12 protein-coding genes and 1 pseudogene are annotated in these 15,119 nt (G+C 40.8%); 6 read left to right on the top strand and 7 right to left on the bottom strand.

The features are described 5' to 3' along the window. Window positions 1-328 precede the first annotated feature (328 nt). Window positions 329-3,475 carry a plasmid replication protein, CyRepA1 family gene (locus tag VB740_RS21895; protein ID WP_323202017.1) on the top strand — a complete coding sequence of 1,049 codons (3,147 nt, stop codon included), beginning with the start codon at window positions 329-331 and terminating at the stop codon, window positions 3,473-3,475. A 188-nt stretch (window positions 3,476-3,663) separates the two neighbouring features. Here VB740_RS21895 and VB740_RS21890 read toward each other — a convergent pair whose 3' ends face one another. Beyond that, complete coding sequence (locus VB740_RS21890) at window positions 3,664-3,948, bottom strand: DUF2470 domain-containing protein (RefSeq protein ID WP_323202016.1); 285 nt, start codon at window positions 3,946-3,948, stop codon at window positions 3,664-3,666. Window positions 3,949-4,201: 253 nt separating this feature from the next. Here VB740_RS21890 and VB740_RS21885 point away from each other — a divergent pair, with 253 nt between their 5' ends. Further along, complete coding sequence (locus VB740_RS21885) at window positions 4,202-4,957, top strand: metallophosphoesterase family protein (protein ID WP_323202015.1); 756 nt, start codon at window positions 4,202-4,204, stop codon at window positions 4,955-4,957. Window positions 4,958-5,074: 117 nt separating this feature from the next. Here the strand turns inward: VB740_RS21885 and VB740_RS21880 are convergent, their stop codons facing one another. Further along, complete coding sequence (locus tag VB740_RS21880) at window positions 5,075-5,938, bottom strand: M48 family metallopeptidase (protein ID WP_323202014.1); 864 nt, start codon at window positions 5,936-5,938, stop codon at window positions 5,075-5,077. A gap of 381 nt (window positions 5,939-6,319) precedes the next feature. On the opposite strand from VB740_RS21880, the gene VB740_RS21875 reads away from it, so the two are divergent. Beyond that, window positions 6,320-6,853 carry a DUF4330 domain-containing protein gene (locus VB740_RS21875; protein ID WP_323202013.1) on the top strand — a complete coding sequence of 178 codons (534 nt, stop codon included), beginning with the start codon at window positions 6,320-6,322 and terminating at the stop codon, window positions 6,851-6,853. 95 nt (window positions 6,854-6,948) lie between these two features. Here VB740_RS21875 and VB740_RS21870 read toward each other — a convergent pair whose 3' ends face one another. Continuing rightward, complete coding sequence (locus VB740_RS21870) at window positions 6,949-7,941, bottom strand: metal ABC transporter solute-binding protein, Zn/Mn family (RefSeq protein WP_323202012.1); 993 nt, start codon at window positions 7,939-7,941, stop codon at window positions 6,949-6,951. 906 nt (window positions 7,942-8,847) lie between these two features. Between VB740_RS21870 and VB740_RS21865 the strand changes: the two genes are divergently transcribed. The 3 genes from VB740_RS21865 (at window position 8,848) to VB740_RS21855 (ending at window position 10,324) form a co-directional block, all read left to right on the top strand. Further along, window positions 8,848-9,183, top strand: a complete 336-nt coding sequence (locus tag VB740_RS21865; RefSeq protein ID WP_323202011.1) for a hypothetical protein — start codon at window positions 8,848-8,850, stop codon at window positions 9,181-9,183. Between the two features lie 239 nt (window positions 9,184-9,422). Further along, the gene (locus VB740_RS21860; protein WP_229484176.1) at window positions 9,423-9,773 is read left to right on the top strand and encodes a YtxH domain-containing protein; all 351 of its coding nucleotides are present in this window, start codon (window positions 9,423-9,425) and stop codon (window positions 9,771-9,773) included. 11 nt (window positions 9,774-9,784) lie between these two features. Next, window positions 9,785-10,324, top strand: coding sequence for a DUF948 domain-containing protein (locus VB740_RS21855; RefSeq protein ID WP_323202010.1), 540 nt, complete (start codon window positions 9,785-9,787; stop codon window positions 10,322-10,324). Between the two features lie 190 nt (window positions 10,325-10,514). On the opposite strand, the gene VB740_RS21850 is transcribed toward VB740_RS21855, so the two are convergent. The 4 genes and pseudogenes from VB740_RS21850 to VB740_RS21835 all read right to left on the bottom strand — a co-directional run bounded on the left by VB740_RS21850 (window position 10,515) and on the right by VB740_RS21835 (window position 14,866). Next, window positions 10,515-11,387, bottom strand: coding sequence for a hypothetical protein (locus VB740_RS21850; protein ID WP_323202009.1), 873 nt, complete (start codon window positions 11,385-11,387; stop codon window positions 10,515-10,517). Window positions 11,388-11,648: 261 nt separating this feature from the next. Then, entirely contained in the window at window positions 11,649-12,062 is a 414-nt protein-coding gene (locus VB740_RS21845; protein WP_323202008.1) for a heavy metal-responsive transcriptional regulator, read from the bottom strand. A 98-nt stretch (window positions 12,063-12,160) separates the two neighbouring features. After that, window positions 12,161-13,078, bottom strand: a complete 918-nt coding sequence (locus VB740_RS21840) for a cupredoxin domain-containing protein (protein ID WP_323202007.1) — start codon at window positions 13,076-13,078, stop codon at window positions 12,161-12,163. 11 nt (window positions 13,079-13,089) lie between these two features. Continuing rightward, window positions 13,090-14,866 (bottom strand): annotated as a pseudogene (locus VB740_RS21835) (heavy metal translocating P-type ATPase). Window positions 14,867-15,119: the final 253 nt, after the last annotated feature.

The raw sequence follows: 15,119 nt of genomic DNA, 5'->3' as shown, positions 1-15,119 counted from the left end.
TTAACAGATGTATACCCAGTGTAAAGTTTTTGTTGAAGTAGATAAAAATGTTACCCTATAGCGATCGCTGCTGCAACCCCTCTAGCGATCGCATTCCTTAACTTAGAAATTTACTGATAAATAAAAATTAATTGCGAACAAATATCACAATACAAAATTATTAGTTCGGGGATCTAATAGGCAGAATAACCCACTAGAGGCTTAACCGATGTGTCTCCCATAACAAGGTAAAAAAAGCATCACAAAAGCCTCGCAATATCTCTTATAGGAAAAAAGCAGATGCATGTTAATGTTTTAATCTCATTGACTTCCCTTCAAACCTTTTCCTATGCATCTGCACTATTTACACCCCCAACACCTTGAGGAATTAGTCAAGAGTAGTGGTATAGACTTACACTTAGTGCAACTCAATTTTAGGTCGCTCCAAGGCGTAACTGCTTATGAGTACCTATTGATTTCTGAACTGCTCCCCCGCAGCAATACTGGAATGGTGAAAAGCGGATGGTTGCAGCGTTATGCTCATATTACTGAAGGTGGTTGGTGGTGTTCGGGACTAGACCCTTTGAATAATTGGCAAATGATGGAATGGGGATGCTTTAAGCCAAACCAACCCCGACAGAATCACAATGGTAAATCCATCAAATACGAGCATCCCCCCAGCACGCCAACGCGGGTGTTTTGTTTGCGGGTAACGCTGCAAGTGTGGCAGCAAGTCGCTGCACGTTACAATCTGGTCATGCCTGAAAATATCACCATTACTGCTGATGGTGAAGCTAGAGGCTTTTGGCAATGGGTGATGCAATATAACATTCCCCTCATTCTCTGCGAGGGTGTGAAGAAAGCAGCAACACTGTTGACACAAGGATATGCAGCTATTGCTATTCCCGGAATTACCAGTGGTTATCGGGTTGTTAAAGATGAATTTGGCAAAGTTACCCGTCGTCAGTTGATTCCCGACTTAGCAGTTTTTGCAATTACAAAACGTAGCTTTTATATTTGCTTTGATTTTGAAACTCAACCTAAAACAATTGCTGCTGTAAATAATGCTATTTCTCAACTTGGTTGTTTATTCCAGCAAAAAAATTGCACTGTTAAAGTCATCGAACTTCCAGGAATAGAAAAAGGAGTTGATGAGTTTATCGTTGCGAAAGGTGCAACTAGTTTTGATAAAGTTTATCGCCAAAGTGTTGATTTAGAAATTTATTTAGCTCAAACCAAACCCCACACTGAGCTAAGTATTCCTGCTGCTCTCACTTTGAATCGCCCTTATATAAGTGAAATTCCTTTCCCCACTTCTGGATTAATAGGAGTCAAATCAGCAAAAGGAACAGGTAAAACTACAGCACTGCAAGCCGTTGTTAAGCAAGCGAAAATTAGAAATCAACCAGTTTTATTAATTACTCATAGAATTTTACTAGGAAGATTTTTGTGTGAAAAAATTGGTATTCAATGGGGAACATATAAAGAAGATGTGGAGAAAAGGATTGATAAAACACTTATCCCCGCTCCCCCCATCCTCCGCTCTCTCTCTCCTCAGCACTCTCTTGGATTATGCGTTGATTCTATTTGGAAACTTAACCCGGAAAATTGGCGGGGAGCAATAGTAATTCTGGATGAAGTAGAGCAGTCTTTGTGGCATCTATTAAACAGCAATACTTGTAAACACAAGCGTGTAAAGATATTAAAATTATTCCAGCAACTAATTTCCACAGTTTTAATAACTGGGGGGTTAGTAATTGCCCAAGATGCTGATTTATCAGATGTATCAATTGAATATTTACAAGGATTAGCAGGAATTAAATTAACACCTTGGGTAGTTCTCAACCAGTGGAAACCTCAGCATGGTTGGGATGTAACTTTTTATGATTCGCCGAACCCAACACCGCTAATTCACCAACTGGAATTAGATTTACTTGCTGGACGGAAATGTTACGTTACTACCGATAGCCGCACTGGGCGTTACAGTTGTGAAACAATTGAACGTTATCTAAAAGAGCGGTTACAAAAATTACGAAGGCAATTTCCCAAAACCTTGGTAGTTAGTAGCCATACTACAAACACACCTGGTCACGCAGCCGTTGATTTTATCGCAGCTATCAATCAAAAAATCTCTGAATATGACGGCGTTTTTGTTACCCCTAGCCTTGGTACAGGAATTAGTATTGATGTCCAACATTTCGACCGAGTGTATGGCATTTTTCAAGGGGTAATTCCTGACTCGGAAGCAAGACAAGCATTAGCGAGAGTGCGGGATGATGTGCCGCGTATTGTCTGGTGCGCTAAACGAGGTATTGGCTTAATTGGTAGTGGTAGTACAAATTATCGCTTGCTATCTGATTGGTATCAAGAAAATCAAAAAGAAAACTTAGCTTTGCTTAGTCCATTACATAAAATAGATGTGGATTTACCTTTAGTTCATGACCCGATTCATTTGCGAACTTGGGCTAAGTTATCTGCACGGGTAAATGCTTCTATCCGCCTCTATCGTCAATCGATGCAAGATGGTTTGATTGCTGATGGGCACCGAATTCAGTTGCGGAGTAATGCTGTTCACAATAATATTATTCGAGATTTACGACTTGCGTTTTTGGCAACTGACGCTGATGATTTAGCTACCCGGAGAAGATTAGTTTTAGAAATTGTCAAAGTTCAAAAAGATTGGGCACAAAGCCGTCAAAAGGCTAAAGAAATTAAACGCAAAATTAAAGATATTAAGCAGCAAAATCAATTGTCTGTAGCAAATGCTGTAGCTAATGCTAAAGATATTGATTATGTCGAATATGAGCAGCTATTAGTGAAGCATTCTCTGACTGATGGAGAACGTAACCAAATCAATAAATACGTTCTCAGACAAAGGTATGGTGTAGAAGTTACTCCTTGGCTGAAATTGCAGGATGACCACGGATATTATCGTCAACTGTTAATTCATTATTATCTAACTCACGAAAGCGAGTATTTTCATGTCAGAGACCAGCAAGAATGGCATCAGCAATTGTCTTGGGGTGAAGGGAAAGTTTTTCTGCCGGATTTAAAAACTTACACGCTCAAGGTTGAGGCGATGAGAGCTTTGGGAATGCTTCAGTTTCTCGAAGCAGAACGAGAATTTACCGAAAGTAATCCAGACTTGATATTGCTTAAAAATGTTGTGTTTCAACATAGTAAACATATTAAAAGAGCGCTTGGTATTAACTTAGTCGGCGAGAAAGAGCAGGTTTCGGCAATAAAAATACTCAGCCGATTGTTAAATTTGTTGGGCTTGAAACTAAAGCGGGTAAATGAGGTTTATCAAATAGACTTAGAAACGCTTTATGATGGCAGAGAGAAAATATTTGCAGTTTGGCATCAACGGGATGAGTTGATGCTGGCTCATGTTAAGAATGTTGGCTATGAGTTGCCTGATTATTCTTCAGATTGGAAGCTTGAAATTATCCAACCCAAGGTTTATGCCGCAGTAGCTAATATCCCTGATAGCTAAGATAAACCCAATTCGCAATTCGCAATGGGCTACGCCCCTCTTCGCTAACGCAATTCACAATTGAATTAAGCCACCCACTTTCTTGTGGGGTTTTTACCTAACTTCAGATACCAGAACTTTTTCTCTACGAGACGCTACCGCGAACGCGCCACTTGCGGACGAGGTTTTTAACCTTTACTTTTGTCTTTTCACTTTGCGTTCACCCGCGCCTGCTTCACCATCGCAATTAGAGTTTGATGGGCATCTTCTGCATCTGCTAAAACATGATCAAACTGAATGCGAACTGGCACAACTTCCCCATTCACTTGTGCTGTCAAATCCATACCTTGTGCATCAATTGACAGCATTTGTGCTGCATTCGCATCTGTTATACCGCCAAAAGCCTTAGCATAAAGAACTATGGCATCAGCATGATCATCATTCATATGCTTGCAGATGCGTGAACTAATATCAGCAGAAAAATCCTTAGACATTGTTGAAATAGAAAGTGAGCAATACAGCAACAGCTTAAATTCTAAGCTAACAACGTGAATGAAATTTGCTGATTTTCTTTCTTACCACTCAAGATTACGCATTTCCACCCATTGCCATCATAAATTAATTTTATTTTTGAGATAATAATTAAATTAAAATAAAACTTATTCAGTATTTTTACCTTCTATTACGGAAACCAGACAGCTTAAACTGTAGCAGAAGTATTAGCCAAACTATTGAAGCTAAGAGACAATGAGCGAAACTAGCCCCAGACGAATTGTAATTGGGGATGTGCATGGACACTATGAAGGTTTGATGACATTGTTGGAGGCGATCGCCCCCACGTCAGACGATCAAATCTATTTTCTGGGAGACTTAATTGATCGTGGGCCTCATAGTTCACAAGTAGTTAATTTTGTCAAGCGAAATAACTACTCATGTTTGCTGGGAAATCATGAGCAGATGTTATTAAACATTCTGACCAATGAAAGAACCTCCTCCCCGACTATGCAAGCATGGTTGTACAGCGGGGGGCAAGCTACCGTAGCCAGTTACCATGAGGCGTCAATCCCTGATGACCATCTGGATTGGTTCAAGAGTTTGCCTACATATATCGACTTGGGGGATATTTGGTTAACTCATGCTGGCGTTGACCCTTACAGATCGGTAGCAGAACAAACTGCCGATCAACTGTGCTGGATACGAGAGGAATTTCATAGCATTGAAAAACCCTACTTTCCAGATAAGCTTATTATCATTGGTCACACTATTACTTTTACTCTGCCGGGTGTTTCTCCTGGTAAACTGGCACAAGGGCAGGGATGGCTAGACATAGATACTGGCGCTTATCATCCCCGAAGTGGCTGGTTAACTGGATTGGATGTCACGAATAACCTAGTTTATCAAGTTAATATTTTTAAAGACTATCTCCGTACCCTGCCCTTAGAAGATGTAGTAATTAGAGTTGATCCAGCTAAAATCAAAGTCGATCGCCGCAATAAGAATTGAGCAATATTCGAGATGAGGGAGATGAGGGAGCAGGGGGAGCAGGGGGAGCAGGGGAGGCAGGGGAGGCAGGGGGAGAAGAACTATGATTATTGACCTAATGCCCAATACCCAATGCCTTCAAGACCTCACTAATGGTCGAATATTAGCTTGATAGCTAGCTTTATCTAAGCCATCATTTCCTTTACTAGGTTGAGAGTTAATTGCACGTCTGAGGCCCTCAATGCGATCGCTGGTTCCGGGGTGCGTACTCAAAAATGTCGGGACAGAACCACCCTTTTTCAGCAGCTTTTGCATAAAAGTAACCATTCCAGACTGGGCATAACCAGCGCGTGCCAAAGTTCGTAGTCCTCTTTGATCGGCATCAAATTCATCTTGACGACTGCGGGGACGATTCAAGGCAAGGTCTACACCAATGCCCACGGCTATATTACGATCTAAACCAGTTGCTGTTGCTAAACCACTAGCGATCGCTTTTTGCCGCATCTGTTTAACCAGGTGTTTCCCGCCAATGTGACCAATTTCATGGGCAATCACACTTGCGAGTTCTGCTTCATTATCTGCGGCTTTCAGCAAACCTGTGTGGACATATACATAACCTCCTAAAGTTGCAAAGGCATTAATAGCATCATCATCAACTACTTGGAAGGTAAAAGGAAGCTTAGGGCGATCGCTACTAGCTACTAAACGCCGACCAATTTGTTCTACATAGCGATTAACTTCAGAATTCCGGTAAAGTTTGACTTGGCTCCCCAGTATTTGCTGATTAATCTGCTTGCCAATATCAGTTTCCTGGCGATCGGATATATTAGAAAGCTGAAGTACTTGGACTCCCTGCAATATAAGAGGCAAGAAGTCTAAAGTTCTTCCAGGCAAAGGTGTACTAAGGCACAGACTCAGGGCGACTACCACTGAAATTAGAGGATAAAGCCAGCGACGCCGCCACACACGGTAATTTACAACAAAACCTTTCCAATTGAACATAATACGCTCTGAAAATTATTTCGGGAGAACATAAAATAATGGCACAAATTATGAGACGAATTTAGAGTATTCAAAGTTGCATTCTTAACTCAAGGTCAAAGGAACTGTGATACAGCTAATGCTTACGCAAATCTACCGAATTGTGGTGGGTTAATGATTCCCTCTAGAGATAGGCTTAAACATTAGATATTACTTTTTGGGTGCGTCAGTCTTAACGGGCACAAATTTAAGGTTTAGCTGCCGCACAAACTCGTGATAAACTGTCGCATAACCGCAACACCCAGCCGCTTTGAGTTATTACCAAGTAGGGAAAATTGCCTTTCCCATCGCAAAACTTCTTGCTACAATCAATTACTTCGCTATTACCTGGGAAAAGTTTTTATGGCTATTTTAGATTCAAAAGGTCGCTTGTTTGGCAAAATCAACCTCTTAGATTTAGGTGCTGTGCTGGTAATTTTGCTAGTTATATTCGGCATCTTTGTCTTTCCTGGCACTTCAGGTTCTGTTGCCCAAGTGGGTACGAAAACAGTACCCATAGAAGTAGACTTATTAGTTCGTGGTTTGAATGTCCGTGATCCTGAACAATTATTGAATAACGGATTAACAAAAGGCGGAAAAACTAATGTGATTATCCGCAATCAACCCTACGGAGAGATTAAGATTAAATCCATTCAACAGCTACCTAGAACGGTCAATGTTTTCCAACCTGATGGCACTGTTAAAGAATTACCAGATCCCAAATCTAACAATTTTAGTACAGATTTGCTTTTGACTTTAGATGGCAAAGCCCAGGTAACTCAGAATGGCCCAGTTCTGGGTAATAGTAAAGTTAAAATTGGAATGCCATTTGAGTTGGAAGGTTTTAACTATAACTTCAATGCAACTGTTATTGATATCAGAATAAAAGACAAATAGCATTCAATTTTTGTCTTGACAAAATAGGCTGATAAACCGAATTTTATTGACTCTAAAAGACTTCGGTTTATCAGATTCATAAATAGAGGTTAGAATTACTTAGCAGCTTTCGCTTGAAACATTAAATACGTCCCTCCTAACCCTTCTACAATTGTGCGTGTATTGGCAATCATCATTTTCTGATAAGTGTCCGCATCGCTTCCTGTTTCACCAAGCCCCTCAGCATACAACTTCCGATCAGAAATTTTCACTTCAGCAAGTCTTGCTACAGATTGAAGCAAATTAGGGTTAATTGCCGCCGTGGGAAAAATTGTTGATACTTTAGCCCGTTTAATATTTGTAACCAAGTTTTTCACTCTTGTATTTGTCAGGTTTTCGTCAGTACTAATACCTTGTAATCCCCCTGCTAATGGAATCCCGTATGCTTTGGCATAATAACTAAGTGCATCAGAGGTTGTAACTAACTTGCGTTCTTTAGCAGGAATACTGGCAATTCTTGACTTAATCCACCTATCTAATTGAGATAGTTCATTTGTAATTCTTTTGGTATTGTTCGTATAAGCCTCTGCATCGTTAGGTTCTAATTTTCTCAGGTTACTATTAATTACCTCCACCATCCTGATAGCATTTTTAGTATTGTGCCAAAGATGAGGATTAGTTAGATTCTTGCCGCCTTTCTGAAATTTCTGTGGCTTAGACACCGCAAGTTGACCGACGGCTATTTTCGGTGCAGTGTTTTTAATCGCTTTAATTAATTTGATCAGATTTGGTTCTAAATTGTAGCCACTATAGAGAATAAGATTAGCTTGCTCAATGGCTCTACGATCTTCAGGCTTGGGTTTATAAACATGAGGATTGGCACTAGGATCAATTAAGCAGGTGAGGTTTACTGTATTCCCGGCAATTTGTTTGGTTAAGTCACATAATATACTTGTCGTTGCTACCACTTGCGGTAGATTCTCATTTACCTGGGTGGAAGTTTGAATGAATGTAGTTCTAGCAGCTTGATTTCCACACCCAACAAATCCAATCGTCAAAGCAACAAAAATGGCTCGGAAGAAATTAGTTGATGGTAGTTTTTTTGACATCCTCACCTCTTACTAGATATATAGAAAAAATAATCATTATCAGTAACGGATTAGTGAAATACTAGGGAAAACCTTTAATAAGGAAGAAATTAAAGGCAATACGCTTGGGTTGAGGCTTGATCATCTCTATACCTCCTTTTTCAGGAAGGAATTAGAGCAAGCCTTCTTAAAGAAAGAGGAATTAATAGACTTTCTCCTTTCTCACTTTCCCTTTCCCCAACGCACTCCAGTAATTTTTGCTTGGGGAACCCCTAGTAGTCCGCCAAGAAAAATTGGCGGGGTAAAAGGGAAAGGTGTCTTATACTTCTCCTTTAACCTTTAACCTTTACCCAATCTTCATCCAGCATTTTTGGGTTGGCAGACTATTAGTGAGGTTTTTGCAGGCAAAATGTTAGTTAACTTCACTCGACAGAATAGAAAACTGGTAGAGGTAAAAGCACAATAATAAAGGTGATGCTGGGGAGCCTCCAAGAGTGTAGTGTAGTTCTCTCACAAGAGGCTATGCTATCGTGCTTCCATGTCACAAAGGTCGCAAATTGACTAGGATAGTCGGGTTAAGGAGTGGAACGTAGTAATGCTGGGGCTTATTGAGCATACGGGTTGATTTCGCAAACCGAGTCGTGAATCTAAGGCAATTGTAGCTGTGGTTTTGCAAGGTGTGGGCATATAGCCGTTACAAAATTGGCGATTTGGCGATTTTTTAGGCATCAGCCTTTGTTAGACTAATTTTCACCGAGTAATGCCTTTCAATAACGCTCAGAGCATCACCTAACTGTTCTTTGTTGCTATAATCCCGGCTGTACTTCATAGCATAATTTTTATCCTTTAGTTTCTTCATCATTAAATTAAGAGCCAAGTACAGTATATAGAACAATTCCTTAAAGCTAATATTGGTGAAGATAAACAATGGTAATTTTAGTTATCCTCGTTAACACACTCATTTCGCTGACACTACTCTATGTGGCTTGGCGAATGTGCCAACTCAAGCAGCAGCTAGCATTTATAGCAGATAGGTTAACCACCTATGAAAGTTGTACTCATGCAGCACTGAATAAAGCACCTGAAATTATTTATCTCAGCCAGGATAATTTTTATAACTTACGGCAGAAAAATCAAGTGCTACAAATGCAAATCCAACAAGTGCGGCAAATTATCAGTCTACTTTTACTAGGACAGCAAATCTGGCAGCGTTATTTTCGTAGGCTAGAGTTAATACCAGGGAAAAGAACTGTTGCAAAATGAGTTATGTCAAGTTCACATGAACATTTATAATTAGGGCTGACACAGGGACGCGGGGATTACGGTGAGATGGGGACGCGGGGAGTTTTGAATTATAAGTAATTAATGATTTTGATAATTAATGAATAAAAGCAACATTTTTAGCTGATATTTTGTCACGATAGATTAACTGAATAAAATCGGTGGAGTCTTGCAAGGAGAAAAAACCCACCTAAAATAGGTGTAAGGAGAGAAACAACAAGATGTCTAATAACCGTTCTGGAGTATTTTTTGGCGGTTTGATGCTGGGAGCTACCATCGGTGCTTTGACCGGTTTGCTAGTGGCTCCCCGCACAGGGCGCGAAACGCGTAAAATTTTGAAAAAATCTGCCAATGCTATCCCAGAATTGGCAGAAGATTTATCAACGAGTGTACAAATTCAGGCAGATCGTCTCTCTGCTAGCGCACTACGAAACTGGGATGAGACTTTAGATAGATTACGGGAAGCGATCGCAGCAGGTGTAGATGCCAGTCAAAGAGAAAGCCAAGTCTTGAAGCGGCAAACATCTGTTGAAGACTCAGATCCTCTTCCCCAGCAATTAGAACGCTCATAAATGACATAACCGTGATTGACCCCCTGTTTTGGTTGGGACTTTCCTTACTCTTAGTCGCCGCAAGTTTGACTGCGGTATTAGTGGCGGCAATACCGGCTTTGCAGGAGTTAGCACGCGCTGCTCGGAGTGCAGAAAAGCTATTTGATACACTCTCACGAGAACTACCGCCTACTCTAGAAGCTATTCGTGTAACTGGTTTGGAAATCACCGATTTAACTGATGATGTAAGTAAAGGTGTAAAAAGTGCTAATCAAGTCGTAAAACAAGTTGATCAAAGCCTTGATAGTGCAAGAATTCAGGCTCAAAATCTGCAAGTAGGTACACGCAGCATCTTTGTTGGCGCGAAAGCTGCTTGGAGAAACTTCACACGCCAAAAACCCTCAAGGCGAACAGGCGAGCGCTTGCCAAGCAATGAAAAACCACCACTAACGCTGCGAGAACGAGAAGTGCTCAGGCAAGAAAATCGCCGGGTTCAAGCAGAAGTATACCGAGCTAATGACGGTTACAGCGACGCCGCTAGCTGGGAAACCAATTTTGATGACGAAGATTGACTCAAAACCCTATTCTTTAATACATTTTTTAAAACCCTCCTAGGGAACTTAAATATAAATAAAACTAATGGTTTAGCCAAAAAGGTAAGGGTAACTCTCGCATCAGAATATAGTTCTGATGCAGTGACTTGGAATTTTTGTCAACCTAGAATCAGGGCGATCGCATTTTACTGATAAAATATCAGCTAAATTAAACAGCATTTATCCAAAAATCAGCTGTGATGATTTTGCCATTGCGATTGAACTGACCCCAGAGCTTATACTTTCCTGGTTGAGGAAAGCTAGTCATAAAATGAACCTGTCCAGTAGGGGTATCTTTTAGCGCATGGGCATGAACGTAATCTTCTGCTTTCAATGGAGTTGACTGCCGTAAGATGACTAAATGCCCTCTTTCTCCCAAGTAAGGCTGCAAGTCTGTAAGCGGTCGATTGTTAGAAGCATCTTGTAATTTAAACATTAAAGTGACTTCTTTACCTGCTTTCACGGTGGGTTCAGAAACAGCGAGATTGACTTTAGTATCATTGAAAGTTTTACTGCGATTTAGGTCAATTTCTGGAGCAGCAATACTGTTTCCAGAAACTTGTGTTTTCAATACTGAGACTTGTTCTATTTGACCAGCAGGTTTGTAGTCACTAAAAAATGTGTAACCACCTGCTTGCGGAAAACGGGCTGCAACTTCAAATTGCCCATTTTCCGTATATGTGGGATGAAGATGACTGAAAAACTGAAGATTGTCACTGACAAGAATGAGGTGCATTAGCTTTTCTTGGAAAGTGTCAAAATTTGCGATTGCTTTCCCATCCGAATCTTGAACATCAATCAATATCGGAATACTTTTATTGGGGGTAATGATGCTTGGAACTTTGAGTCTTGCCTGAGTCAATGCTTTCTTCTCATCATGACTAGTCGCACTTGTTGAATTTTCTCCATTATGGCTCCTACTCATTAAACGCTCCTCATGCTGATGTGTATTAATAGATATTGGTTTTTCTTCAGATTGGGAGCAGCTTTGAGCCAGTATCAAAGTAGTAGCTATAGCAATTGCATTCACAAATCGATTCATTGATTTTGCTCCATTTTTTAATAATTGTGTTGAATTAATTATTGAAAATAACTAATTTCATGAAAATCATTGAGTAGATATACAATTAATCTCCTCAACTTAAATTAGTTTAAATTCTCCAGCTTACGGGAGAGTCAATAGGTAAAATCAAAAAAAATAACTAATTTATTTGATAAATCATTAATTGAATTCATAAAAAATCAGCACATTAACTTCATCCGTCGATGTGGGGATAAAAAATAAAATGAACGGCTAGATTGTTTATTTTTTTTCAATAATAGGACAAATTGTTTGTTCAGGATTGTCAGGTATTGTTTCCCAACCAGAAACTAATCCTGATAATTCTTGCTTCAGAATGAGTAATTGCTGAATTTGTTCATCGATAACTGTTATCTTATCTTGCAGTTTAGCTTTTATATGTACGCATGGTAATTCACCTCTGTCGTGAACATTCAAAAATTCCTTAATTTCTGATAAGGTCAATCCCAGGCTTTGGGCACGTTTAATAAAGTGAAGTCGCTCCAAAACATCAGAGTTAAATAATCTAAATCCACCCTCGGTTCTCCCTAATGACCTGAGTAAACCTAGCTCCTCATAGTAGCGGATAGTTTTAATTGGTACACCGCTAAACTTGGCAACATTACCAATGAGTTTTGGCGCTTCTTGGACTAACATACTTAGCTGCTCTCATGCTAGATAAATGTATTTACCTTATCTTAGACTCTCCAGTTAACTGGAGAGTCAAGTGAGAACAGGATCATCTTGCTACTTGATTATGTGGCAGGCTTGACTTCCACAACACCACGATACATTTTCATGCCGCAGGTGAACTCATATTCACCAGGATACTTAGGAGTAAACTCTACTGAAGTGGTTTGGTTAGGAAGAAGGTCAATGGCTAAGTCAAAGTCCGGCATGAGCAACTTATCAAAGCACTTGCTCAAGTTGTGACGTTGGAAGTCCAATCTGACTAGTTGTCCTACCTCTACAATTACTCGTTCCGGTTTGTAACCCTTTTCAACCGTAACAGTCGCTTCTTGAGTACCTTCTGGTGTTTTCACTGCTTTTGTTGCTGACTTTGTAGGCAAAGAAAGCTCTGCTTGGCTCTGTTGAGTAGTCGTTACTGGAGTTGCTTTTGCAGTGGAGTCAGTAGATTGAACTTCTATAACTCCTCGGAACATATTCATACCGCAGTTGAAGGTATAAGTACCTGCTTTGTCGGGTGTGAACTCAATTGATGTAACCTGATTGAGAGGTAAATCTTTGGCAATCTGGAAATCAGGTAGCCGTATTTCTTCAAGACAACTACTAGGGTCACGGCGTAGGAAATTCAAGCGGACTCTTTGACCTGCATTGACTAGAATTCTACTAGGTTCGTAGCCTCCATCTACAGTAATGCCAACTTCTTGAATACCATCATGGGCTTCGGCTTTTTGCGACTTTGGTTTACTCAAGAGAAACCACCAAATTTCTAGTCCGATTAACCCAAAGCCGACTGTTGTAACTGCACCTTTTACCCAGAATGGTTGTTCAATACGGCGGAACTGAGTTGTCTGCGATGCCTGCGGCGGGCGTAGCCATCGCTCGGTAGTTGGCATTTCATGATTCATCTGTGCAACTACTTGATCTGAAGCAACACTGAATGCTAATCCCAAGCTTGCTATAGTGCCAATAATAACTTTACTTAACATTTGCTACCTCCTTATACTACTGCTTTAGCTTGAAATTTCCGCAGACGTAGGGCATTTGTCACAACTGAAACCGAACTAAATGCCATTGCTGCACCGGCAATGATCGGGTTAAGCAACCAACCGAAGATGGGGAAGAGAATACCAGCGGCGATTGGAATGCCGGCAACGTTGTAAATGAAAGCAAAAAATAAGTTTTGCCGGATGTTACGAATCGTAGCGCGGCTGAGTTGAATGGCAGTAACAATACTTCGCAAGTCACCGGAGATGAGTGTGATGTCACTAGCTGCGATCGCTACATCTGTCCCAGTGCCAATTGCCATTCCCACATCGGCTTGGGCTAGGGCTGGTGCATCATTAATACCATCACCAACCATTGCTACAATCTTTCCTTCTGATTGTAATTTCTGCACTGTAGCGGCTTTTTGATCGGGGCGGACTTCTGCCAAGACGCGCTCGATACCAACTTCACGAGCTATGGTTTCTGCGGTGCGGCGATTATCTCCTGTGAGCATCACAACTTCTAAACCCAGTTTTTGCAAAGCCCGAATTGCCTGTATGGAGGTGGGTTTGATGGCATCAGAAATACCCATCAATCCCTGAATTTGCCCATCAACCGCGATCCAAATTGCAGTTTTGCCCAAATACTCCAAACGTTCTTTATCTTGTTGTAAGGATTTGGTGTCAATGCCTAATTCTGACATCCATCGTTGTGTACCAATTTGTACAAGCTGATCAGAAACTATACCTTGTACACCACTGCCTGTAATTGCCTCAAATTCCTTGACTTGTAGAGACGCGATTAATCGCGTCTCTACTTGAGATTGGGCATATCTGACAACAGCTTCTGCTAATGGATGTTCAGAATTGCGTTCCACATCTGCTGTAAGTTGCACCAACCTCATTTCGTTGCCATTAGCAGTACCATTAACGGTGACAAAATCGGTGACTGTTGGTTTACCCTGAGTGATGGTTCCAGTTTTATCTAGCACGATTGTTTGGATTTTGTGCGCTAGTTCTAAGCTTTCAGCACCTTTAATTAAAATGCCATTTTCCGCACCTTTACCAGTTCCCACCATTACAGAAGTTGGTGTGGCTAAACCCAGCGCACAAGGACAGGCGATAATTAGTACCCCAACTGTGGTGATCAGCGCCAAAGTAACGTTGCCTGTAAAATTAAACCAAATGATAAAGGTAAGGATGGCGATCGCAATCACCGCAGGTACAAACCATCCAGTTACTTGGTCTGCTAATCTCTGAATTGGAGCTTTAGAACCCTGTGCTTGCTGTACTAATTGGACAATCTGCGCCAGCACTGTATCACTTCCGACTCGTGTCGCCCGAAACTTGAAACTCCCAGTTTTGTTGATGGTAGCTCCAATCACCTCATCGCCTGGTTGCTTTTTGATGGGTACACTTTCCCCTGTCACCATCCCTTCATCAATTTTGGATGCTCCCTCAATAACTTCCCCGTCAACAGGAATTTTCTCACCAGGGCGAACCAGTATCACATCTCCAATAATTACTTCTTCTATTGGGACATCTACTTCTTGTCCATTGCGAATCAAACGCGCTTTCTTGGAGTGGGTAAGCAGAATAACCTGCTGCATCTACCGCCTCTTGAATGGCTTCTAAATCAGTTCTTCTAGGATCATATTTAACTGTTGCCTGTTCTGCTCCAAAATTCACGATACATTCATTGACACCGGGGACAGAATTAATCGCGTCTTCAATGCTGCTGGCACAAGAGGCACAACTCATGCCGCGCAGTTTGAGTGTGGTATTCTCCATCTGACTACTCCAATGACTAAATGACGCTAACTAATTTCATCTTGAATGCTCCAGTACACTGGAGAGTCAAGGGTAATGCTGAAAAATTTTCTAAGGGTATATTTAGATGCGGCGTTAGAAATGCTTACACTTGGAGATGTATCAAAGTCTCACGAATATCACTCCCCAATCCACACTCCCTAAAAACGCTTTGCTTTGATCCCTTAGATTAGAGTAAAGTAAACAAGTGTAAAGAACTATCACTTTTCCAGTA

The organism is Nostoc sp. UHCC 0251 (assembly GCF_034932245.1).
Classification (GTDB): Bacteria; Cyanobacteriota; Cyanobacteriia; order Cyanobacteriales; family Nostocaceae; genus Nostoc.
This window is presented reverse-complemented; position numbering and strand designations above follow the sequence as displayed.

What these genes read in the sequence shown, in the direction of transcription:
- VB740_RS21840 (WP_323202007.1), bottom strand. Translation starts at nt 13,078, where the DNA reads ATGTTAAGTAAAGTTATTATTGGCACTATAGCAAGCTTGGGATTAGCA.
- VB740_RS21885 (WP_323202015.1), top strand. Translation starts at nt 4,202, where the DNA reads ATGAGCGAAACTAGCCCCAGACGAATTGTAATTGGGGATGTGCATGGA.
- VB740_RS21890 (WP_323202016.1), bottom strand. Translation starts at nt 3,948, where the DNA reads ATGTCTAAGGATTTTTCTGCTGATATTAGTTCACGCATCTGCAAGCAT.
- VB740_RS21850 (WP_323202009.1), bottom strand. Translation starts at nt 11,387, where the DNA reads ATGAATCGATTTGTGAATGCAATTGCTATAGCTACTACTTTGATACTG.
- VB740_RS21845 (WP_323202008.1), bottom strand. Translation starts at nt 12,062, where the DNA reads ATGTTAGTCCAAGAAGCGCCAAAACTCATTGGTAATGTTGCCAAGTTT.
- VB740_RS21865 (WP_323202011.1), top strand. Translation starts at nt 8,848, where the DNA reads ATGGTAATTTTAGTTATCCTCGTTAACACACTCATTTCGCTGACACTA.
- VB740_RS21870 (WP_323202012.1), bottom strand. Translation starts at nt 7,941, where the DNA reads ATGTCAAAAAAACTACCATCAACTAATTTCTTCCGAGCCATTTTTGTT.
- VB740_RS21875 (WP_323202013.1), top strand. Translation starts at nt 6,320, where the DNA reads ATGGCTATTTTAGATTCAAAAGGTCGCTTGTTTGGCAAAATCAACCTC.
- VB740_RS21895 (WP_323202017.1), top strand. Translation starts at nt 329, where the DNA reads ATGCATCTGCACTATTTACACCCCCAACACCTTGAGGAATTAGTCAAG.
- VB740_RS21880 (WP_323202014.1), bottom strand. Translation starts at nt 5,938, where the DNA reads ATGTTCAATTGGAAAGGTTTTGTTGTAAATTACCGTGTGTGGCGGCGT.
- VB740_RS21860 (WP_229484176.1), top strand. Translation starts at nt 9,423, where the DNA reads ATGTCTAATAACCGTTCTGGAGTATTTTTTGGCGGTTTGATGCTGGGA.